This window comes from Christiangramia sediminis (assembly GCF_020552705.1).
GTDB classification, from domain to species: Bacteria; Bacteroidota; Bacteroidia; order Flavobacteriales; family Flavobacteriaceae; genus Christiangramia; species Christiangramia sediminis.
This window is the reverse complement of the sequence record NZ_JAJBZG010000002.1, coordinates 555,531-578,834: the sequence shown is the minus strand read 5'-3', so window position 1 is coordinate 578,834 and position 23,304 is coordinate 555,531. Positions and strand designations below refer to the sequence as shown.

General features: G+C 38.3%; 18 protein-coding genes. 7 read left to right on the top strand and 11 right to left on the bottom strand.

Annotated features, from left to right (window positions below; all coding sequences use genetic code 11):
- Window positions 1–30 precede the first annotated feature (30 nt).
- Together ppgK and LGQ90_RS06995 are read right to left on the bottom strand one after the other, a co-directional pair.
- Window positions 31–777 carry a polyphosphate--glucose phosphotransferase gene (gene ppgK / locus LGQ90_RS07000; protein WP_229339547.1) on the bottom strand — a complete coding sequence of 249 codons (747 nt, stop codon included), beginning with the start codon at window positions 775–777 and terminating at the stop codon, window positions 31–33.
- Window positions 778–997: 220 nt separating this feature from the next.
- Complete coding sequence (locus tag LGQ90_RS06995; protein ID WP_229339545.1) at window positions 998–1,681, bottom strand: cell division ATP-binding protein FtsE; 684 nt, start codon at window positions 1,679–1,681, stop codon at window positions 998–1,000.
- Between the two features lie 160 nt (window positions 1,682–1,841).
- Here LGQ90_RS06995 and LGQ90_RS06990 point away from each other — a divergent pair, with 160 nt between their 5' ends.
- The gene (locus tag LGQ90_RS06990) at window positions 1,842–4,862 is read left to right on the top strand and encodes a tetratricopeptide repeat protein (RefSeq protein WP_229339543.1); all 3,021 of its coding nucleotides are present in this window, start codon (window positions 1,842–1,844) and stop codon (window positions 4,860–4,862) included.
- Between the two features lie 26 nt (window positions 4,863–4,888).
- Window positions 4,889–6,625 carry a TonB-dependent receptor gene (locus tag LGQ90_RS06985; protein WP_229339541.1) on the top strand — a complete coding sequence of 579 codons (1,737 nt, stop codon included), beginning with the start codon at window positions 4,889–4,891 and terminating at the stop codon, window positions 6,623–6,625.
- A gap of 73 nt (window positions 6,626–6,698) precedes the next feature.
- Here the strand turns inward: LGQ90_RS06985 and LGQ90_RS06980 are convergent, their stop codons facing one another.
- Complete coding sequence (locus LGQ90_RS06980; protein ID WP_229339539.1) at window positions 6,699–8,075, bottom strand: amidohydrolase family protein; 1,377 nt, start codon at window positions 8,073–8,075, stop codon at window positions 6,699–6,701.
- A gap of 28 nt (window positions 8,076–8,103) precedes the next feature.
- Window positions 8,104–9,168 (bottom strand): AmmeMemoRadiSam system protein B, encoded by a 1,065-nt coding sequence (gene amrB / locus LGQ90_RS06975; RefSeq protein WP_229339537.1) that lies wholly within the window; start codon window positions 9,166–9,168, stop codon window positions 8,104–8,106.
- 157 nt (window positions 9,169–9,325) lie between these two features.
- Here amrB and LGQ90_RS06970 point away from each other — a divergent pair, with 157 nt between their 5' ends.
- The 3 genes from LGQ90_RS06970 to LGQ90_RS06960 all read left to right on the top strand — a co-directional run bounded on the left by LGQ90_RS06970 (window position 9,326) and on the right by LGQ90_RS06960 (window position 12,687).
- On the top strand, window positions 9,326–10,957 hold the full coding sequence (locus tag LGQ90_RS06970) for an amidohydrolase (RefSeq protein ID WP_229340061.1): 1,632 nt from the start codon (window positions 9,326–9,328) through the stop codon (window positions 10,955–10,957).
- Between the two features lie 36 nt (window positions 10,958–10,993).
- Window positions 10,994–11,926, top strand: a complete 933-nt coding sequence (locus LGQ90_RS06965; protein WP_229339535.1) for a peptidylprolyl isomerase — start codon at window positions 10,994–10,996, stop codon at window positions 11,924–11,926.
- 215 nt (window positions 11,927–12,141) lie between these two features.
- Window positions 12,142–12,687 carry a YfiT family bacillithiol transferase gene (locus LGQ90_RS06960; protein ID WP_229339533.1) on the top strand — a complete coding sequence of 182 codons (546 nt, stop codon included), beginning with the start codon at window positions 12,142–12,144 and terminating at the stop codon, window positions 12,685–12,687.
- 33 nt (window positions 12,688–12,720) lie between these two features.
- On the opposite strand, the gene LGQ90_RS06955 is transcribed toward LGQ90_RS06960, so the two are convergent.
- Both LGQ90_RS06955 and LGQ90_RS06950 read right to left on the bottom strand, forming a co-directional pair.
- Entirely contained in the window at window positions 12,721–13,365 is a 645-nt protein-coding gene (locus LGQ90_RS06955) for a peroxiredoxin (RefSeq protein ID WP_229339531.1), read from the bottom strand.
- Between the two features lie 99 nt (window positions 13,366–13,464).
- A complete protein-coding gene (locus tag LGQ90_RS06950) occupies window positions 13,465–14,022 on the bottom strand; it encodes a thioredoxin family protein (protein ID WP_229339529.1) in 558 nt (185 codons plus the stop codon).
- Window positions 14,023–14,087: 65 nt separating this feature from the next.
- Between LGQ90_RS06950 and LGQ90_RS06945 the strand changes: the two genes are divergently transcribed.
- Window positions 14,088–14,426, top strand: a complete 339-nt coding sequence (locus LGQ90_RS06945; RefSeq protein ID WP_229339527.1) for a tRNA-binding protein — start codon at window positions 14,088–14,090, stop codon at window positions 14,424–14,426.
- A gap of 1 nt (window position 14,427) precedes the next feature.
- Here LGQ90_RS06945 and LGQ90_RS06940 read toward each other — a convergent pair whose 3' ends face one another.
- The 5 genes from LGQ90_RS06940 to LGQ90_RS06920 form a co-directional block, all read right to left on the bottom strand.
- Window positions 14,428–15,135 (bottom strand): potassium channel family protein, encoded by a 708-nt coding sequence (locus LGQ90_RS06940; RefSeq protein ID WP_229339525.1) that lies wholly within the window; start codon window positions 15,133–15,135, stop codon window positions 14,428–14,430.
- A gap of 110 nt (window positions 15,136–15,245) precedes the next feature.
- Window positions 15,246–17,036 (bottom strand): TrkH family potassium uptake protein, encoded by a 1,791-nt coding sequence (locus LGQ90_RS06935; RefSeq protein ID WP_229339523.1) that lies wholly within the window; start codon window positions 17,034–17,036, stop codon window positions 15,246–15,248.
- A 153-nt stretch (window positions 17,037–17,189) separates the two neighbouring features.
- Complete coding sequence (locus LGQ90_RS06930; protein WP_229339521.1) at window positions 17,190–19,706, bottom strand: M14 family zinc carboxypeptidase; 2,517 nt, start codon at window positions 19,704–19,706, stop codon at window positions 17,190–17,192.
- Between the two features lie 78 nt (window positions 19,707–19,784).
- A complete protein-coding gene (locus tag LGQ90_RS06925) occupies window positions 19,785–20,174 on the bottom strand; it encodes a PUR family DNA/RNA-binding protein (protein WP_229339519.1) in 390 nt (129 codons plus the stop codon).
- 75 nt (window positions 20,175–20,249) lie between these two features.
- The gene (locus LGQ90_RS06920) at window positions 20,250–22,007 is read right to left on the bottom strand and encodes an ABC transporter ATP-binding protein (RefSeq protein ID WP_229339516.1); all 1,758 of its coding nucleotides are present in this window, start codon (window positions 22,005–22,007) and stop codon (window positions 20,250–20,252) included.
- Window positions 22,008–22,140: 133 nt separating this feature from the next.
- Between LGQ90_RS06920 and LGQ90_RS06915 the strand changes: the two genes are divergently transcribed.
- The gene (locus tag LGQ90_RS06915; protein WP_229339514.1) at window positions 22,141–23,244 is read left to right on the top strand and encodes a Glu/Leu/Phe/Val family dehydrogenase; all 1,104 of its coding nucleotides are present in this window, start codon (window positions 22,141–22,143) and stop codon (window positions 23,242–23,244) included.
- Window positions 23,245–23,304: the final 60 nt, after the last annotated feature.

Here is a 23,304-nt window from a genome sequence, read left to right as displayed (position 1 = left end):
AGAAAGATTGCCAAGCGACCGACTGAATTCCTAGCCTGAATATTTTTGGTAAGCCGCAATTGCAGCTCCTAAAACGCCAGAATCATTTCGAAGTTCTGCGGGAATAATTTTTGTATCTACTTGCAGATATTTTTCAAATTTATTCCAGTCGTTAGAAATTCCTCCCCCCACCATGATCACATCCGGGTTCAAAATCTTATGTATATAGTTTAGAAAAATATTAAACCGAAAAGCCCATTCTTTGTAACTTAAGTTCTGTTCAGTCTTTATAGAGGAAGCTGCCCATTCTTCAATTTTTTCAAATTCCTTATACGGGATCTGGCCCAGTTCAAAATTAGGGATCAGTTCTCCGTTGAGATAAGCTCCACTGCCCAATCCGGTGCCCACGGTGATCATAAGAACAAATCCATGTTTATCTTTTCCCGCTCCAAATTGGGTTTCAGCCAGGCCGGCCGCATCAGCATCATTGATCACGGTAAAGTTTAATCCGGTGGTTTTTTCAAAAAGTGCATCTACATCAACACCCACCCATTTTTCACTTAGATTTCCTTCGTCTTTACAAATGCCTTTTTTTACGATGGTTGGAAATCCACAACCTACAATCCCCTTATAATTAAAATGTGCTACCATCTCTTTTACAGCCTGGGCCATAGCCTCCGGTTCCCGGGATTCTGGAGTAGGAATCCGGTGTGTATCAGTCTTTAATTCCCCTAAGTTAACATCAACTATAGCGCCTTTCAGACTTGAACCACCTATATCTATTCCTAATATTTCCATTAAATAAATTGAAGAACTCACAAGTTATCAAAAATGATATTCTTCCGAAAAGATTTTAGGAATGATTAAGATTTAGAGCTTATTAAAATTTGTTGTCCTGAATTTATTTCCGCAGCTCTTTTTAATTGTTATTATAATAGTGAGAGCCTTAAAAAAGTTTATGCGGAATTTTAAAATAATACTGCGAGCAGAGCGACGCAGTATTATTTTAAACTTTTATTTATAAAGATTTCTGTACCACTTCAAATACACGCTGGCCGTCACACTTCAAAGTTTTTGAAGGATATTTCAGCAGCAGTGCATAATCATGCGTAGCCATTAAAATAGTGTTCCCATTTCTGCTTATTTCCTGAAGTACTTCCATTACTTCTACTGAAGTTTGTGGATCCAGGTTCCCGGTAGGCTCATCTGCAAGGATCAATTCAGGATCGTTTAATAAAGCTCTGGCGATCGCCACTCTTTGCTGTTCACCACCAGAAAGCTGGTAGGGATATTTGAATCCTTTCGTTTTCATTCCAACCTTGTCCAGAACTTCATCTATCTTACTGTCCATTCCTTTTTGATCTTTCCAGCCGGTGGCTTTTAATACAAATAGCAGGTTTTCCTTAATATTCCTGTCAGTAAGTAATTTGAAATCCTGAAAGACCACGCCCAGTTTTCGGCGCAAATATGGAATATCTTTTTCCTTTAAGGTTCTAAGGTTAAAATCAACAATATGGCCCTCACCTTCGGTAAGTGGAAGATCACCATAAAGTGTTTTCATAAAGCTACTCTTTCCGGTTCCGGTCTTCCCGATGAGATAAACAAAATCACCTTTGTATACGGTAACGTCTACTTCAGATAAAATAAGACTTTCGCGTTGATAGATTGCCGCGTTTTTTAATTCCAGAACAGTTTCAGCCATGAATTTCTAACGTTGATTCGGGTTGCAAATTATTTCCAAATATACATTTTTCAAAAGGCGTTGACATACTTTTTTTTCCGTTAACATAATTATAGAACTTTATCGGCGTTATAGAAGCAAGCTTTAAATTATCTTTGAATTCCAATCTAAAACACAATAAATGACACTTAAGAGAGCTTATCTGCTAGTCGTTTTTATATCTATCTCATTTTCCGCTATTTGTCAGCAAACTGCTGCTTACACGCACGAGTTGGTGGACTTTAATCGCGCCCTGGAATTATACAATAATGAGCAATATTTAGCTGCCCAGAATCTGTTTGATGACGTTAAGGATAAGACCGATGACGAGAAGATCAAAGGAGATGCGGCCTATTATATTGCAAATGCCGCGGTACGACTAAATCAGCCGGGAGCCGATAGGTTAATGGAAAACTTTGTGACCAGATATCCCACGAGCACAAAAACAAATTCAGCATACCTTGATGTGGCTGATTATTATTTCCAAACCGGAAAATACGCACTTTCCAGAAGATGGTATGATAGGGTAGACGAAAATGCGATGAGTAAAAAAGATCGCGAGCGTTTTTACTTTAATAACGGGTATGCCTATTTTAGAGCGAATCAGTTTGAAGATGCTCAAACATATTTTAATAGGGTTCGCGATTCCAAAGAATATGGAGCTCAGGCAAAATATTATCTTGGATATATAGCTTATGAAGGGGACGACTACGAAGAGGCGAATGAATATTTTGAAGAAGTAAAAGGGAATGATCGTTATACGGAGGATCTTTCCTATTTCCAAGCCGATATGAACTTCAAACTGGGGAATTTTGAAAAAGCTATTGAACAGGGGTTGGAGCAACTTCCAAAAGCCAACCGACAGGAAATTCCTCAACTTAATAAGATCATCGGGGAAAGCTATTTCAATTTAGAGCAGTACGAAGAAGCTATTCCTTATTTGAAAGGATATAATGGATTACGTGGTAAATGGAATAATACCGATTATTACCAGTTAGGTTACGCTTATTACAAACAGGGAAATTACGAGGCTGCCATCAACGAATTCAATAAGATCGTTGACGGTAAAAATGCGATCGCTCAAAATGCCTATTATCATCTCGCGCAGTCATATTTAGAGTCAGATCAAAAACAACAGGCTTTGAATGCCTTTAAGAATGCCAGTGAAATGGAATTCGATGCAAAGATTCAGCAGGATGCTTTACTCAACTATGCAAAACTTAGTTATGAAATTGGGAACTCTTACGAGAGCCCCAGCCAGGTTTTGATAAATTACTTAAATAAATATCCTGATTCTGATAAACGTCAGGAGATGGAAACTCTCTTAATAGATTCTTTCATTACTTCAAAGAATTATGAGGAAGCGATGAGATTGCTGGAGAACAACCGAAATTTCAGCGACAAGCAGGCTTATCAAAAAGTAGCTTATTTCTACGGACTGGAGCTTTTTGAAGAAGGAGATTATTACGCCGCCATAGAAAATTTCGACAAAGCATTAAAAGAGCCAAGAGATCAGAATATCACGGCCAGGGCAACTTTCTGGAAAGCTGAGAGTGAATATAATGTAAATAGAATGGACGATGCTATTCTCGGCTACCGTGAATTCAAAGGAATGAGTGCTGCCAGGAATACAGATGAGTATACAGACCTGGATTACAACATTGGATATGCTTATTTTAAGAAAAACGATTATTCCCAGGCCGTTAACTATTTCAAATCTTATGCTTCCAGTGCGAATGCGGAAGGAGCTAAGAAAAATGATGCGCTTTTAAGGCTTGGTGATACTTACTACGTTACCAGCCAGTACTGGCCTGCCATGGAAGCTTACCAGAATGCTATTGATAATGGAGTAAGCAATGCCGATTATGCTGCATTTCAAAAAGCCATCAGCTACGGATTTGTAGATAGAAATGACACTAAGATTGAAGAACTAAATAGTTTTACCGGTAAGTATCCGCGTTCTCCATATCGTGATGATGCGATGTATGAATTAGGAAATACTTATGTAGCAACTAATAATACTACTCAGGGGATTCAGTCTTACAATAGATTGATAAGAGATGTCCCCGAGAGCGCATTGGTTCCTAAAGCTATGTTGAGACAGGGACTTATTTACTATAACAATAATGAAGGTAACAAAGCTCTCGAGAGATTGAGAAAGATCGTTGCCGAATATCCAAATACTCCGGAGGCCAAGCAGGCAGTTTCTACTGCAAGAAATGTTTATGTGGATCTTGGGAGAACAGATGAGTATGCCAGCTGGGTTAGAAATATAGACTTTGTAGAGGTTAGCGATGCAGACCTTGATAACGCCACGTATGAATCTGCTGAAAATCAATATCTGAATAATAATTCTGAAAAAGCTATTGCCAATTTTGAAAAATATATTCAGAATTTCCCGAATGGGATTCATTCAATAAATGCCAATTTCTACCTGGCTCAGTTGTATTACAGAGATGGAAAAGTTGATAAATCTATTCCGAATTATAAATATGTGACTTCCAAGCCAAAGAATGAATTTTCTGAACAGGCGCTGGCAAGGTTATCTCAGATATATCTTGAAAAGAAAGATTATACCCAGGCACTTCCATTATTAGAAAAGTTGGAGAAACAAGCCGATAATGAGCAAAATGTTGTTTTCGCTCAGCAAAACCTGATGAAGTCTTATTACGAGACCGGAAATTTCAACAAAGCGAATGAGTATGCTGATAAGGTATTGAATAATTCCACAGCAGAAACTGAAGCCAGAAATGACGCAAGGGTCATGGTTGCCAGAGCTGCTATACAATCTGGAAACGATAACAAAGCTCGTTCAGCTTACAAAGAAGTTCAAAAAACCGCTACCGGAGAATTGGCTGCAGAAGCACTTTATTATGATGCTTATTTCAAAAATAAAGATGGAAATTTTGAAGCTTCAAACGCAGCGGTACAAATTCTGGCAAAAGATTTTTCTGGATATAAATTATGGGGAGCAAAAGGTCTGGTGCTTATGGCTAAGAACTTTTATGCCCTCGGGGATGCTTACCAGGCGACCTATATTTTAGAGAATGTAACCAAAAATTTCCAGAAGTTTCCAGAGGTAGTTCAGGAAGCAAAAGCCGAATTGTCCAAAATCAAAGCCCAGGAAGCAAAGACCAATTCTTCCGTAGAAACAAATAACTAAACTTAATCTAATAGATTCACTGCTATATGCGATTTAAAGCAATCAAGAAAAGTCTGTTTTTTAGTCTGTTCATATTTAGTGGGATCCTATATGCCCAGGATCCTATTGGAAGCGAAACGGTAACAGTAGTAAAGCCATATACTCCATCGGTTAGAGATGCGAGCAAAATAAAAGCGACCCCAACCAGAAACGATTCGGTAAGCTTTCAGAAAAAACCGGTGCAATATTCCATATTTTCAGTCCCGGTTGCTTCAACTTTTACTCCTGCGAAAGGAAGGGCAACAACCGTGGAAAGGGAAAGACCGCCTAAAGTGTATGATAATTATGCCACTTTAGGATTCGGAAATTATTCAAATGTGCTGGCCGAATTCTACTCAAGTCTGGAAATAGACCGAAGTAGTAATTTCGGAATTTTCCTTACCCATAATTCTTCGCAGGGAGGTATTGAGGATGTGGTACTGGATGATAAATTCTATGATACCGAATTGAATTTGAACTATAATACTCGAAATCGTGATTTGTCCTGGATGGCTGAAGTAGGAGCCGAACATCAGTTATTTAACTGGTACGGTCTTCCGGAATATAATATTCCTGCAAATCCCGAAAGCGACCCGGAATTGCTTAATCTGGATCCCGCACAAAATTATTATTCCGTTTATGTGGGGAGTGAGATAGAGCTTTATGATTCTTTCTTTGATAGTGCGAAGGCTCGTTTTCGTCATTCCGGGGATTCTTACAGTACCGCTGAAAATCATTTCAACGCCGAAGGACTTTTTGAAGTAGAGATCGCTGAAGAACTTATTTCAACAAAGATCGGTGCTGATATCGTGAATGGTAAGTTCGATAGAACATACGATTCAAATCCTGGCTATGACTATACATTCATGAATTTCAATGCGACTCCAAGTCTGTTGATCTTAAGAGATGATCTTAGCATTAACCTGGGAGTGAATTTTGTGTATGGTATGGATGTGGAAAACAGCGACGGTAGTTTCTATATTTACCCGGCCGTATCTGCCAGTTACAGGTTAGCGGGTGATTATTTTACAGCTTATGCGGGTGTAGATGGAGATCTTCAACAAAATACATATTACAATTTTTTCCAGGAGAACCCGTATGTTTCGCCAACACTAAATATCATGCCTACAGATAATCAATATAAAGGTTATGTAGGAGGTAAGGGTAAACTCAGCAATGCAGTTTCTTATAATTTACGCGGAAGTTATCAGTCGCAATACAATAAGCCATTATTCAAGAGAAATTATGATGCCTCAACGCTGGAAGGAGAAAGTTATACCTACGGTAATAGTTTCGATGTAGTGTACGACGAGGTGAAGACCTTATCATTCTATGCGGAATTGAATGTAGACGTAAACAGAAACTTCCGACTGGGTATAAATGGTGAATTTTTTGATTATAATACCGATTCACAGGCAGAAGCCTGGAATCTGCCAACTATGAAGGCTAGTTTGAATGCAGATTACCAGATCACCGAAAAATGGTATACCGGAGCGAATCTATTTTATATCGGAGAACGTAAAGATGAGAACAGATCTATTAGTCTTGTTTTTGATGATCCAATAATTACGCTAGATAGTTATTTTGATGCGAATGCTCATCTTGGATATCGTTTTAATGATCAGCTTTCTGCATTTGTGAAAGGAAGCAACCTTCTAAATAACAATTACCAGAAGTGGCTGGATTATGATGTTCAGGGAATTCAGGTGCTGGGTGGAGTTACCTATAAATTTGATTTCAATTAATTAATTCTGAAATTTTTCAAATATATAAGCCCTCAAAGAAGAGGGCTTTTTTAATGGCACTATTTCGAAAAGATTAAGGTGTTTTTTCAGGCAATTCCGAAACTTTTAAAATTCTGCCTTTATTCACCACAACCTCAATAGATTTAAGATTGTCTATTTTTTCCATGGGATTTTCTGAAAGTATGATCAAATCTGCTACTCTACCTTCTTTTACTTTTACAAATGAATTTTGAAGATCAAAAAATCTGGGACCGTTCCTTATTGATGTCAGCAATGCTTGTTGAGTTGTTAATCCAGCATCTTCCAGTGCTTTAAGTTCCTCGTGCAAGGATTCCCCTGGGTAGATGAAAGAATTAAAAGGCCCACAGTCTGAACCTGCCAGGATCTTTATTCCAGAATTATACATAGGCCTGATCATTTTCTGAAAAACATCCTCTGTGAAATCACGCATACTGGTCCCTGATTCTTTTGCACGTTTTGCAGAATTTATCCGCCCTTGATAAGACTTTTGTATTCCAGGACCAATATATTCAAGCAAATTATCTTCACTATGATCCGTATCGGCCAATTCTTTCAGTACGTTTCCAATATGAAGTGTAGGTGTAACATAAAAGTCTGCTTCCGCCAATTCATCAAAAACGATTTTTGCCACAGAATCATTATAGGTCTGAGCAAGCGGGATAATCATAGAATAGCCGGAATTTACTTTTTCTATACTATCCTTTTTTACTGAAGCTGCTTTCATCACATAATACAGATGTTCGGTACCATCCAATCCAAACTTTACAGCTTCAGTCACATCTGCAGACATTGGCATATGCCCCGTTACTTTAAGTTTTCTTTTTTCAGCCTCTTTGATGATTTCGTAATACATCTCTTTAGTAATGCTTCCATCGTATATTTTGACGTAATCGGCATTCATTTTTTCTAATGAATCCAGACCTAATTCAACATCATTTTCAGAAGTTACAGAAATTGATCCTGGCCAGGCTGGATTTTCCCCGTCTAGCTTAGGACCTGATGAAAAAATACGCGGTCCAGTGAGTTCTTTATTCTCGATTTGTTTTTTCCACTTGAATACTTCTTTGCTAATATCACCACCCGCATCCCGAACGGTGGTTATGCCATATTTCAGAAAAAGAGGTAGCAAATCCCTGTTTTCAGATGCCAGACTATCGCCTCCTCTAAAATGTACATGATTATCCCAAAGACCAGGCATCAGGAAATTGCCTTTAGCATCATAGGTTTCGTCCGCTATGAATTCATCGCTATCACGCATGGTTTTTACTGCCACTATAGTATCATTCCGAATAGCAACGAGCCTGTTTACCCATTTTTTGTTTTGCTCTATATCCAGTACGGTGGCATTTGTAATTAATAGATCAACTTTTTCTGGATCATTATTACAGGAGATCAGAGTGATAAGAAATAGTAAAAAAAGTTTTTTCATAGATTTAGATTTTAGTTGGTCTTTTGTTCTATTGATAGGCCATTCCCACATAAGCGACCCAATGTGTTGGTTTGGAAGGAGCGGTAGTGCCCATCCCGAGATCTTCTACTTGCAGATGTTCATTTTTGAGACTGGAACGATAATCCAGCATTTCACCATGCAAGTTTTTATTTTGGGTGATTTTATTTAATTCATTGGCGAAAAGAAGTCCTAATGGGACAGAATATCGCCCACACCAGGTCCAATTGTATTCTTTATAATTCTCTGGTTTTACCGTATAATTATTGAACGTTTTAATTTTGTCATCCTCTAATTTCCCTTTCAGCGTTTCTGCGATGATTCTCAGATCTTTTTGGTGAGCTTTTTCATTCCCTTCCTCATCAGTTCCGAAAGGTGCAAGATCGCTTCCGCCCCAATCTTCGCTTCCAAAATGAATAGCGTCATTGGAAATTACTACCGCAAGGTCTTTTCCGTATTGCATTTTTTTATCTTTCATAATTTCTGAAAGTGTTTTAGATAATTCTTTCGAAAAGCGCTGCATATCTTCAAATTTCATGTAAGTAACCAGAAGTGGAATAATTTGTACCTCCTTATTTTGATGTTGAAGAAATGGAACGATAGCCTCAAGAGAATGTTCCAATTGCATCATACTATCATGCACCACGTACGTAACAGTTTTTAGGTTTTTGAGTATCTCCTCTCTAATTGCTGAAACCTTCACATTTCCATAGGGTGCTTCCCAGGAATTAAAGGAACCAAAAATAATTTTGTCCTGAAGATCGAAATTTCGCGCACGATGGGCAACTCCAACTAAAACAACCGTATTTGCTTTGATACCAGAAAGCGTTTTAGCATAAAGACCTGCTGCATACTTATAGTCGTCATGCGGATTTATCACCGCTTTATAGACTTCCTGATTCTGAACTTTATCAGAATCTCCAATTCTGGAGATAATACTGTCCATTTGCCAGCTATGCTTTGCAAAACCTATAGTATCATGAAAATGCCTGACTTTAGCTTCAGATGATTTTTGAGCTTGCAAACTCGTGCTAATAATTATAGCAATCAGTAAAGAGTGAAATTTCAGTTTCATGAAATGTTTGATTTTCAGAATGATCTAAAATATGGCTTTTATTATAAAGTTCAGAACTGAGAATGCAAATGAAGCAAGACCAATAGCTTTGAATATTTCAGCATAGGAGTAGGTATCTAAAAAGCTTTCTTTATTTTAGGCTAAAATTTAATTAATGATGAAGAAATATCTCGCTTTACTCAGCATTAGCTTATTGTTATTTTCATGTGGAAGCTCAAAACAAGATGCTGATCTTTTAGTTTTTAACGGAAAAATTTATACCGTTGATAATGAATTTTCTACGACTGATGCGTTCGTTGTAAAAGACGGAAAATTCCTGGAAGTCGGTAATTTAAAAGATTTACAGGACAAATATGAGTTTTCAGAAAGTATTGATGCCGAAGGAAAACCTGTCTATCCCGGACTAATAGATGCACATGCCCATTTTTATGGATTGGGAATGCAGCAACAACGGGTAGATCTTACCGGTACCAAAAGTTTTAAGGAGGTTGTGGTAAAGATCGTGGAATTTCAGCAGAAGAATGGAGTGGATTTTATTGTCGGAAGAGGATGGGATCAGAATGATTGGGAGGTGAAAGAATTTCCGGTAAAGGATACCTTGGATCGTTTGTTTCCGGATACTCCTGTAGCCATTACCCGAATTGACGGGCATGCGATGCTGGTAAATCAGGCGACTTTAGATAAAGCTAATATCACTACAGAAACTGAATTTGAGGGTGGGGATATTGAGCAAAAGAACGGAAAGTTAACCGGGATCCTGGTAGATAACCCGATGTTATTGATCGAAAAAATTACCGATGATATAGACATCGACACCCAGGTAGAGGCACTTATGGATGCCCAGGAGATCTGTTTTAGCTATGGGCTTACTACGGTAGATGATGCCGGGATAGACAAGCAGGTGATTGAGCTGATAGACAGCCTGAATAATTCGGGAGAATTAAAGATCAGGTTATATGCAATGATCAGTAATACTAAAGAAAATCTTGATTATTATCTTGAGAATGGGCCTTACAAGACCGAAAGGTTAAATGTGAGATCGGTTAAATTCTATGGCGATGGAGCTTTGGGTTCACGGGGAGCGGCGTTAAAAGAAGAATATTCAGACAGGGAAAATCATTTTGGAGCTTTGCTTTCTCCGGTTTCAGAATTTAAACAAACTGCAGAACGCATCGCAAAGTCTGAATTTCAAATGAACACTCATGCCATTGGTGATTCTGCCAATTATTTGGTGCTAAAAACCTATGACTCATTATTGGGAGATACTGATGACCGCCGTTGGAGAGTAGAACATTCTCAGGTAATAGATGCTGCAGATTTCCAATATTTCAGTAAAAATATTATTCCTTCAATACAGGCAACGCATGCGACCAGTGATATGTACTGGGCAGAAGATAGACTTGGGGAAGACCGGATAAAGGGAGCGTATGCCTACAAAAAATTACTGGAGCAGGCCGGAATCGTGGCTTTGGGAACCGATTTCCCTGTGGAAAAAGTGAATCCGTTTTTGACCTTTTATGCATCCGTAGATCGTCAGGATACCGATAATTTTCCTGAAGGTGGTTTTATGAAAGACCAGGCTTTAAGCAGAGAAGAAACTTTAAAAGGAATGACCATCTGGGCAGCCTATTCAAATTTTGAAGAGGAGGAGAAGGGAAGTATCGAAGCCGGAAAGTTTGCTGATTTTGTGATCCTGGACAGGGACATTATGGAAGTTGAAATAGATAGCGTACCAGACACTAAAGTGATCTCAACTTTTGTGAACGGGGAGCAGGTCTATAAAAATTAAACTGGGTATCTTTGCACTTTATTAAAATTCAATAAAATGAACGACGGATTATATGCTAAATTCCATACTTCAAAAGGAGAGATCCTGGTAGAGCTGGAATATGAAAAAACTCCCGGAACTGTAGGGAACTTTGTAGGACTTGCAGAAGGGGAAATAGAAAATGACCCAAAAGAAAAGGGCGAACCTTATTATGACGGATTAAAATTTCACCGAGTAATTCCAGATTTTATGGTTCAGGGAGGAGATCCTCAGGGAACCGGAGCTGGAGGTCCCGGTTATCAGTTCGATGATGAGATTCATCCTGAATTAAAACATGATGCCCCCGGAAAACTTTCTATGGCCAATGCCGGTCCCGGAACTAACGGTAGTCAGTTTTTTATTACTCACGTGGAAACTCCGTGGCTAGACGGGAAACATACGGTCTTTGGAAATGTAGTGGAAGGTCAGGATGTGGTTGATAAGATCCAGCAGGGAGATAAGCTTGAAAAAGTAGAGATCATTCGTGAGGGAAGTGAAGCTGAAAATTTCAATGCTACAGCAGCATTTAAGAATTTTACTGCTCAAAAAGCCCAGAAAGAAGAAGAAGAAGAAAAGAAAGCTGAAGCGGAAGTTGAAAAACTAGCAACAGGTTTTGAAAAAACCAGCAGTGGTCTTCGTTACCAGATCATCCAAAAAGGTGATGGTAAAAAAGCGAATAAAGGCGATAATGTATCTGTACATTATAAAGGTCAGCTTGCAGACGGGACTGTTTTTGATTCTTCTTATAAAAGAAACAAACCTCTCGAATTTCCAGTTGGAATAGGACATGTGATCCCGGGCTGGGATGAAGGTATTCAGCTTCTTGAAGTTGGAGATAAGGCAAGAATGGTTATTCCTTCACACCTTGCTTATGGTGAAAGAGGAGCCGGCGGAGTGATCCCTCCAAATGCGGTGCTTATTTTTGACGTAGAATTGATGGATGTAAAATAGATTTTTCAGTTCTATTTAACTTTATGTGGTTACGTCTCCCTGAACTTATTTCAGTTTCTAAATTTAATATTATTGAGATGCTGAAAGGAGTTCAGGATGACGACCAATTAGTTTTAGTTTTTGCAAACCAAATGCGGTAACAGAAACTTAAAAGCCGAAATAATATCTAATCATAAAACGCGCTGAATTCTCAGCGCGTTTTTTTATTTTTAAGAATGACTACAGAAGAAATTGAAGACTTAAAATATCCTATCGGGAAAAGTAAGGTTCCTGAGAAAATATCTTCCACAGATATTCAAAAGTGGATAAGTGACATTAGTGAATTACCTCTAAAATTCAATAATGCGACGAGAACACTTACCAAGGAGCAATTGGACACACCTTACAGGCCGGAAGGTTGGACATTGAAGCAATTGTTGCACCATATTGCCGATAGTCATATGAACGGCCTGCTTCGTTTTAAATGGGCTCTGACAGAAGATGAACCGACCATTAAAGCTTTTGATGAGAAACAATTTGCAGACCTGGATGATTCAAAACTGGCTCCTGTGGAGATATCACTGGATCTTATAAGTGCTTTGCATGCCAAATGGGTGATCCTGTTGGAGAATATGAGTGTCTCAGATTTTGAAAAAACCTTTGTTCATCCTGTCTCCGGACATAGATTTACATTAAAGGAAAGTCTAGCCCATTATTCCTGGCACGGCCGGCATCATTTTGCACAGTTGGAGAATCTTTTAAAAAGAAAAGGCTGGCAATAATATGCCAGCCTTAAAATTTCTAAAAAAGAGATCTTATTTTTTTAGTTCAGGTTGAGCGGTAGTCCTTAAATAAGGCTTCACTACTTTATAACCTTTCGGGAACATTTTATCTGCCTCCTCATTGCTTACTGAAGGGCTTATCACTACATCCTCTCCGTTTTTCCAGTTAGCTGGGGTTGCTACCTTGTTATAGGCAGTTAATTGAAGTGAATCTATTACACGTAGCAATTCATCAAAATTTCTTCCGGTACTGGCAGGGTACGTAAGGGTCATTTTGATACTCTTGTCTGGAGCGATCACAAATACAGATCTTACCGTAAGTGTATCATCTGCCTTTGGATGTATCATTCCGTAGAGATCTGAAACCTTTCTATCTTCATCAGCAATAATGGGGAAATTAACCCTGGTATTTTGGGTCTCATTGATGTCTTTTATCCAGCCTTCATGGGATTTTAGTCCATCTACGCTCAGTGCCATCACTTTCACGTCCCGCTTATCAAATTCAGCTTTATAATTTGCTACGGTCCCTAATTCTGTAGTACAAACCGGCGTGTAATCTGCAGGATGGGAAAATAGAATTCCCCAGCTATCTCCCAGGTAATCGTAAAAATTGATTTTTCCTTCCGAAGTTTCGGCATCAAAGTTTGGGGCTTTTTCTCCTAATCTTAAATCACTCATAATCAATATAATTTTTTATTTAAAATAATAACCTATTAAATCTATAGGTTTATAAAAGTAAAAAAAAATAATATCCCAAAAATGCAAGATGTCGTTAAATTATTCCTTCCATTTTATATTGCACCCAATACTGGGTTTTTGATCCTCGTCTACCTTACGGTTATTTAATACGGCATCCATTGCTTCTCTAAGATCTCTACCGTTAGAATGAAGACCATTTCCTGGTCTGCTACTGTCTAATTGCCCGTGATAGATCAATTTTAATTCATCGTCAAAGAGATAGAAATCGGGTGTACAGGCAGCATCATAGGCTTTGGCGATTTCCTGGGTTCCATCAAAGAGATAAGGGAATGAATACTGATGTTTTGCCGCATGCTCCTTCATCTTTTCAGGACTATCCTGTGGATATTTTTTAACATCATTACTCATGATCCCGGCAAAGCCAAAACCTAATTGACGATACTCATTGACAATATGCACAATTTCATCATTTACATGTTTTACAAAGGGACAGTGATTGCAGATAAACATGATCAAGGTTCCACGTTCTCCTTTTACTTCATTAAGTGTTACCAAATGATCTGTAATGGTATCCATCAATTTGAAGTTGGGAGCTTCCATGCCCAGTTTTATCTTATTCGAAGAAGTAAGTGACATCTTTTTTCTTAAAATTAATTATTAATGTTGAATATTCTCTATTTTGGACTTCTTAAAATTTAGAGATGGAAGAGATCAGTTGGAGTGACTTTGAAAAAGTGGAAATGCGTGTGGGAACTATAATTTCTGTGGAAGCCTTTCCGGAAGCTAAGGAGCCGGCCTATAAATTAAATATAGATTTTGGTGAAGAGATTGGCGAAAAGAGATCTTCTGCCCAGATAACCAGGCGCTATACCCGTGAAGAGCTACCCGGAAGACAAATTATTGCCGTGATTAATTTTCCTGTAAAAAGAATTGCCGGCTTCAAAAGTGAATGCCTGGTGCTTGGAGTACTGGGTGAAAGTAAAGATGTGGTGCTGCTTACTCCCGATCAAAAAATGCCAAACGGCTCTAAGATAGCATAGTTTATATGCCTTCTTTAAATTTACGATGTTCCTCGAGAAGTCTTTTAATATCTTTATTATGACCATAAAGTACCATTATTTCATCTTTATAAAGAACGGTATCTGCCCTGGCAATTCCCTGGACTGAAGCCTTTTCGGTTTGAGCTCCCAGTTCATTACGAGTGGGTGAAACATTCATGGTAGTTAGAATAATGATATCAAATTCAGCTTTTATATTGAGATCTTTAATGGTCTTTTCGTGGTATTCTTTAGGGATTCTGGTTTCTACAATACTGTAATTGCTGTCCAGTTCAAAACTGTCTACCACCCCTTCCAGATTAAGTCTTTGCGCCCAGCGATCTGCAGTTTCTTTTTCAGGGTGAATAATTTCATCAATTCCCATTGCTTCCAGAACTAAACGTTGCAGCGGATCTACCGCACGACTAATGAGTCCTTTTACATGCATTTGTTTCATAAGAGCGGCAGCCATAATGTTGGCTCCTTTATCTTCGCCTATCCCAATTATTACAATATCGGTATCTTCCAGAGGTAGATTTTTAACCGCTTCCATATCTGTAGCATCAAGACTTATTGCATGAGTGATCTTTTCTTTAATTCCTTCAACCTTACTCATACTAATATCTACCCCAATCACCTCGTTTCCCATCTCGGTTAGTTTTTCGGCTATTGATGAACCAAAAACTCCCAGTCCTATCACTATATATTTCATCTGTTTAAATTTATCTGTTATTAATCGCTTAGATGTTCCCGAGTTTTCGGAACGCCAATAAATATTTTGTTTGGTTTCAAAATCTTATAATGGCATTTCATGATTTTCCTTTAGTTGATTAAAATTTCATCGGTTGGATAGCGATAATTCATATGTTTCACACGTCTTAAAATGGCAATTAAAAGGGTGAGCATGCTTACTCTACCTATGAACATTGTAAAGATAAGAACCACTTTTGAGTATGAAGATAGGTCTGCAGTAATGCCAGTGGAAAGGCCTACAGTGCTATAAGCTGAAAATGATTCAAAAGCGATACTTAAAAGTGTTTTATCCTGGTCAAAAGTTGCTATTAAGAATATGGCAAATCCAATCACCATGAGCGATAAGGATATTATTGCAAAGGCACGTCTTAAGGAGGCCTGCGAAATTTCTCTTCTGTAAACCTCAATTCTGTCTTTTCCGCGGGCCAGACTCAAAAAATTAAGCGTTGCTATGGCAAGCGTACTGGTTTTGATGCCACCGCCTGTAGAAGCCGGGGAAGCACCCACCCACATAAGTAGAAAGATCATCAGTAGAGTACTAAAATTCAAGGCGCCAGTATCTACTGTATTAAAACCGGCTGTTCTTGGAGTGGACGCACCAAAGAATGCCGTTACGATTTTCCCAAACCAATTATGTTCAGCTAAAGTATTATTGTATTCTAAAACATAGAAAAATATCGTGCCCAGGCTTAACAAAATAATGGTGGTCACCACCACAATTCTAGTATTTAAATTAATGGCCCAGGGGGAATGGGGAAGGGGTCTTCTTCTGGTGAATTTCAGGAATAAATTTTTAAAGTTGTACTTAGCGTATTTATAAAGATTAAGTACAATGGGAAAACCTATCCCTCCAAGAATAAACAGAAATGCAATCGCAAGATGCAGCGGATAATTAAATCTGAAATCAGGTTCGTAAAGGCTGTTTTCCAGGGTTGAAAAACCTGCATTGCAAAAACCACTCACCGCATGAAATATTGAAAAGAATAAGCGGTCTCCAATATGTGAGATCTCTGATTTGCTAAGACTGAAATAAATAAAAATCGCTCCGAGCAATTCTATAATAAAAGTGATGAAAAGGATCTTTTTAAGTACATTAAAAACTTCACTAATCTTTTCAGAATTTGTAGCGTCCTTGAGCATCAATTGATTTTGATAAGATGTCTGCCCCCTGAAAAAATAACTGAAGTAACTGGCAAATGTCATGATCCCCAAACCACCTATTTGCATCAACATCAAAATAATGGTCTGGCCAAAAAGTGTAAAATAAGAGCCGGTATCCACAACGATTAGTCCGGTAACACAAACTGCACTGGTTGAAGTGAATAGTGCATCCAGCAGGCTTATTCCTTCATAGGTAGCCTTGGGTAACATCAATAATGAAGTACCGCCCAGGATGATGAGTAAAAAACTGGTTATGAATAATTGTGCCGGATTAAGATACTGGTTACTGAAATTGAACTCTACCGTAGAAAATTCCCGAACAAAGTAAATGAGAGCAGCCAGGTATACATACACCATTTTATTCATAAACTCCATCATGGGGAAGTTTTCAAGAATTCCCTCGATTTTTATGAAAATTAATAGGGCAAAGAGTGCTCCCAGAACACTATCAAAAATTCGAACCTTTAGTCGAAAATGTACCCGGAACAGAAAATAACGTAACAGAATCGAAATCACTCCTACAATCAATGCCCCAAAATAGAAATGGTTTAGTTGTGTCTCTTCATATTCAGCATGGCGAAAACCAAGATCATAAATAGCCACCAGTAGTGTAACCAGGCTTAATACAAATGAAAATCTGTTTAGATAACTAAGGAACTTTTCATTTTGAAGCCAGCTTCTGAATCCTGAAAATTTCACTTAAGAGTAGTTTTTTGCATGTAGAGTATTTTTCTGAATCCAAAAAGTCCGAAAAGAAAGACTTCCGGACTCTGAATTTATCGCTAGTCTCTTACAAAGTTATCTAAATTTGAAACAAGACTATTAAAATTTCCCTAAACTATAATCGTCCTGCTACATTTCATCTCCAAAGAAAATAGCATTCATCAGTAATTTATTAGTACCGTACCAGAAAGCTCTGAAGTTAGTATTATCTGTAAATAACATAACCTCCCCGCGTCCAAGACTTTCATGTTTAAAAGGCACGGTTCTGGCTATGGAATCAAGATTAGGCTTGCTAATATATCCGCTTAACAAGGGCTTCTCTGTATATTGAATAGGATTGTTATAGCTTTGTTCGTCTGCTTCCATGAAAATAGTAGTATTCCTGAACATGGCAATCTTATCGTCCTTATACCCAAATGCGATAGGATGGCTTCTGTCAAGTTTAACCTCAAAAATAGCCCCTCCAATAACCTGTGCTCCACGAAAATCTCCACGCTCACCAAAACTTATATCCTGGGCGGTCATTTTATTTTCTTTGGTATTGAAATCAATAAATTTATTTTTCTTCATCCAACCAACAGCGTTTCTGTAAGCGATGATGGTTCCTCCGTCTTTCGTCCATTTCTTCAATTTTGGTACAAATTCTTTATCGATACCACTTCCCCAGGAATTCGAAAGTATGATATCTGTATATCGGCTAAGGTCAGCCCGGTCTAGATCGCTAACATCGAGTTTAGTGATTTTCATGTCGTAACGCTGATCAAATAAATGCCAGATCTCTCCCGCATCATAAGAAGTTATCGGGCCGCCTACGATCAAAGCAACTTTTTGCGGCTTTATCGCCCTAAACTGGTTGCTTCCAAGATTAATACCCTGCGTCATTCCTGTTTGAATGGCAGTGATCTTCACTCCGCTCTCTGTTGAGATCTTTTTAAGGAATTGATGTAACTCGCTTTTGTTCAGTTTCTGATTCTGAACCGGTATCATGATCGTTCCATACCCGTAATTTTTTCCTTCCAGCTGAAAATCCTCCATGGCTACCTTAGCGCGAATCTCTTTCTCCAGGATGTTATTTAAAGCCTTTGGAGCCATATAATTTTTCCAGTTCAATAAATAAGCATAATCACTTTCCTCAGGTAATTCTGGGGAAGGCATAGAAAGTTTATCTATCTTATTTCCGGCATTTTTCATGGAAGCTTCTTCCGTATAATCAAGGTTGAATGCTAAAGGAAATGTCCATGCCGAAATATCATAGAAAAGACTGTCCCGAAATTGTGTACGTTTTTCAAACATCGCTTTTAATAAGCGTTGCTGGCGTTGGTTTTTAGGAACTATATATGAGGAACCTTTTTCAAAATTCTCATTATTATCACTGAAGTTATTTCCCGTTTCGTAAACCTCGATCTTATGTCTTTTCAAGATCTCTGCAAGTTTATAGGCACTTACAGGATCTTGTGAATTTCCGAAAGCATAGGCGCCAGATTCAGCTGAATCCCGGGCTTCTTGAAAAAAGTTACGCTGATAATTAAGCAGTTCTTTTCTCATTTTCTGAGAGGCTTCCAGGGTAGAAAGTGCCGCGGTGAACTGATTTCTTATCGTGAACGGGAAAGTTAGGATTCCATTTTCGGTTTCCTGGGCATGTCCTCGGGAGCTTCCCTGTTCAAACAAAATTCCCACGCTCCCATTTATATCAGGAAAAGTGGAGCCTTTACCATAGTAGAAATCGTCATAATTTTCTTCAGTATAGTATAAAGAACCAATTTCATCAAATGCCTGGGCATGATAGGTGCCAATTTCCCTGGTAAGATCCTGGTTCATTTCCGGAGTTAGCGGGTGTGTTCTCGAAGGAATTCCAGGTTGAAAAAAGAATGTGGAATTAGAACCCATTTCATGATGATCGGTAAGGATATTTGGGTACCATTGATGAAAAGTGGCTATTCTGGCCTGAGATTCCGGAAGCTGCACTGGTAACCAGTCACGGTTCATATCAAACCAGTAATGGTTGGTTCTACCCCCAGGCCATACTTCACTGTATTCACGATCCTGAGGATCTGGATTTATATTTTCACTTTTGTTGGTATTAGCCCAATATGCAAACCTCTGTAAGCCATCAGGGTTAAATGCGGGATCAAGCAATATCACTGTGTTATCCAGTACTTTTTCAATCTTTTCGCCTTCAGCCGCCGCTAAATAATAGGCATATAATAAGGCTGAATTTGATCCACTGGCCTCATTCCCGTGAATAGAAAAACCCTGGTTTATCACCACCGGCATTTCTTCCGTATTTAAAGATTCGGAATTATTCTCTACCAGCGACACATGTTTCTGCCTGATGTCTTCAATATTTGCCAGATTTTCTTCCGAAGAAATAGTAAGTAAAACCAGAGGTCTTCCTTCATAGGTAAAACCACGGTTTTCAATTTGAATTCTTGGCGAGACCTCGGCCAGCTTGTTCATATAAGTTAAAAGGCGGTCGTGACTTACATGCCATTCACCGGGAACAAAACCTATAATCTCCTGAGGAGTTGGGATTTCTGAATTGTAGGAAATATCAGCGGGAAGATAGTAGTCAAGGCTGATTTCTTCCTGCTGAGCCTGACTGAAGAAAACTGAAAATAATAGAAGGATACTTGTTATAAAGCGCATTATTGTGATTTTGGAAAAGCCTAAGATAAAAAAAACCGTCCTGATAAGGGACGGTTTGAATTAAATGCAAGTAATTTTTTATATGTCGTCGAAACTTACATCGGTAAATTTCTCAGCATTTGAAGAGGTGGCAGCAGCATTTTTCTCGCTGTCATCGTCATCATATTCCTTTTTGAAATCTTTTTGATGGCGTTCACTTATTACTTCTTCACCTTTTTCATTAACGATATAATTCGTCATTTCTTCCAGGATCTCTCTAAAACCATCAAAATCTTCTTTGTAAAGGTAGATCTTGTGTTTCTTGTAGTAGAAAGAGCCATCGTCGTTGGTAAACTTCTTACTCTCGGTGATTGTGAGGTAGTAATCGTTAGCCCGGGTAGATCTTACGTCGAAAAAATAAGTTCTTCTTCCCGCTCTTAAAACTTTAGAGAATATTTCTTCTTTCTCCATCATTCCCTTGTCGCTCATAAAATAGATTCTTTAATAGGTTTGTTATTGTCGAGTCCAAAAATCTAAAAATTTTTAACATCTAACAAAAAATTTTCACATTTCTTTTTCATTTAGCTGTTTTGCGTAAAGTTCTTTGTAGTATCCGGGAGTATTCAATAAGTTCTGGTGAGTCCCTTCCTGAACAATTTGCCCGTCTTCAAGAATGATTATTTTATCAGCGTTTTTAGCGGAAGAAATTCTATGGCTTACAATTATAGTGGTCTTTTCCTTAGAGATTTGGAATAGATTATTCAGGATCTCTTCCTCGGTTTCTGTATCTACTGCGGAAAGGCAATCGTCAAAAAGAAGAATCTCAGGATCATGAATAATGGCCCTGGCAATAGATACGCGCTGCTTTTGTCCTCCTGAAAGGGTAATACCCCGTTCTCCCAATACCGTATCGTAGCCCTTGCTGAAGCCCATAATATTTTTATGTACAGAAGCATTCTTGGCAGCAGTGATGATCTCTTCTTCGGTAGCTTCAGTTTTTCCGAATTTAATATTATTCCGAATACTGTCACTGAAGAGAAAAGCATCCTGCGGGACATATCCTATACTTTCACGAAGACTTTCCAGATTCAGCTTTTCTATATTTCTTCCGTCAATTAAGATCTCCCCCTGATCTATATCGTAAAGTCTACCTATCAATTCCAATATCGTCGATTTTCCTGACCCGGTTTTTCCAATAATAGCCAGTGTCTCACCTTTTTTAACTTCAAAAGAAATATTCTTTAAAGCAGTAATATTGGTGTCATCATAAGTGAAAGTCACATTCTTAAAGGCAATATCTCCTCGAATGCTATCTGGTTCTGTCTTTGGATTTGTGATCTCGGGTTTTTCACTCAGGAATTCATTGATACGTTCCTGCGAAGCCTCGGCCTGTTGAACGAGCGAAGTTACCCAGCCTATAGATGCTACCGGCCAGGTGAGCATGTTAACATACAGAATGAACTCCACCAGTACATCTATATTGGCAATTTGACCCGAGATGATCTGCCTTCCGCCGATATAGATTACTATAATATTACTAATCCCGATCAATAAAACCATTAATGGAAAGAAGAAGGCCTGGACTTTTACCAGATCTATATTTTTATCACGACTTCCGTTAGAAAGTTCAGTGAAATTAGTATTGGTTTGAGGTTCTATCCCGTAAGATTTTATCACCGCGATCCCACTGAAACTTTCCTGGGTGAACGTATTAAGTTTAGATAAATATTGCTGAACCACCGTACTTCTTTGATGAATGGCAACACTTAGTTTATAAATTGAAAAAGCCAGGATAGGTAAAGGAATTACGGTATATAAAGTAAGCTCGGGCGCGGCCTGAATCATAAAAATAAGCACCACGATAGTAGAAGTAAAGGTCGTAACACTATACATGATGGCGGGCCCCAGATATAACCTCACTTTAGAAACATCTTCACTGATCCTGTTCATCAGGTCACCGGTTCTGTTCTTTTTGTAGAAATTAAGTGATAGGTCCTGGTAATGTTCAAAAACTTCATTTTTTAGGTCATATTCCATATGCCTCGAGACCACAATGAATGTTTGCCTCATAAGAAAAGTTAGGAAGGCTGCTATAAGCGTGGTTCCCACAATGAGGGCGATATTATAAGCCAGTTCGCTCTTTACGACTGAAATATCTGTAATAGTACCATTGATATATTTTTCGATGATCACCGTACTTTTACCAATAAGCGGGATGTAATAAATGGCAAATATTCTGGCGGCTATGGTAATTACCAGTCCAATTAGTAATTTCCATTTATACTTATAAAAATATTTATTGAGATGCTGAAGATTTTTCATTCAGGATATATAGCTTTAGTTGAGGATTCTGTAATTTAACACGTATAAAATCACTGCTTTTTAAAATATTATTATTTTTGCAGCGGATTTTTGATCAAATTCAAAATCTGAATAATTTAAAAATCAACAATATATGCAAGTTGACGTTCTAAATGCAAATGAACTAAAAAAGTCTGCCCCGGTATTCGGACAGGTGTCGTTCGATGAACACGAGCAAATCGTTTTTTGCAACGACAAAGATACAGGTTTAAAGGCAATAATTGGTATTCACAACACGGTTTTAGGTCCTGCTTTGGGAGGAACCAGGATGTGGAATTATACCAGTGAATGGGAGGCCGTGAATGATGTTTTACGTCTTTCCCGTGGAATGACTTTTAAAAGTGCGATCACGGGTTTAAATCTTGGTGGCGGAAAAGCGGTAATTATCGGTGATGCGAAGAAAGATAAGACTCCGGCGCTTATGAAAAGATTTGGTGAATTTGTACATTCTTTAGGCGGGAAATATATCACGGCAGAGGATGTTGGAATGGAAACTTCAGATATGGATACGGTACGTGAGGTCACTCCTTATGTAACGGGAATTTCAGAATCTAAAGGAGGTTCCGGGAATCCTTCACCCATTACAGCATACGGGGTTTTTATGGGAATAAAAGCTTCTGCAAAATTCAAATATGGATCTGATGATCTTGAAGGAAAGAAAGTATTGGTTCAGGGAATTGGTCACGTGGGTGAAACACTTGTTGAATACCTTTCTTCAGACGGAGCTGAGGTTTATATAAGTGATATTAACGAAGAGCGTTTACAGGAAATAAGTAAAAAACACGGAGTTCATATTTTTACGGAAAGAGATATTTACGGTGCAGATATGGATATTTATGCGCCATGTGCTTTGGGAGCCACCATTAATGATGAAACTATCCAGAGACTTAAGGTAGATATCATTGCCGGTGCAGCTAACAACCAATTAGCAGATGAGGTTGCCCATGGTGAGATCCTTCAGAAAAAGGGTATCGTTTATGCGCCAGATTTCCTTATTAACGCAGGTGGGATTATAAACGTGTATGCTGAACTTGAGAATTATGACCGTCAGGAAATTATGCGTAAGACTGAAAATATCTATAATACTACGCTTAGAATTCTTGAAAAAGCGGCTAAAGACGATATTACCACTCATTTTGCTGCTTTGCAGATCGCAAAACAAAGAATTGAGGACAGAAAAAATCAAAATTTAAATTAGTCAGTTCTAATTAATTGATATTTTTGCAGGGCGAAAGAGAAAACTCTTTCGCCCTTTCTA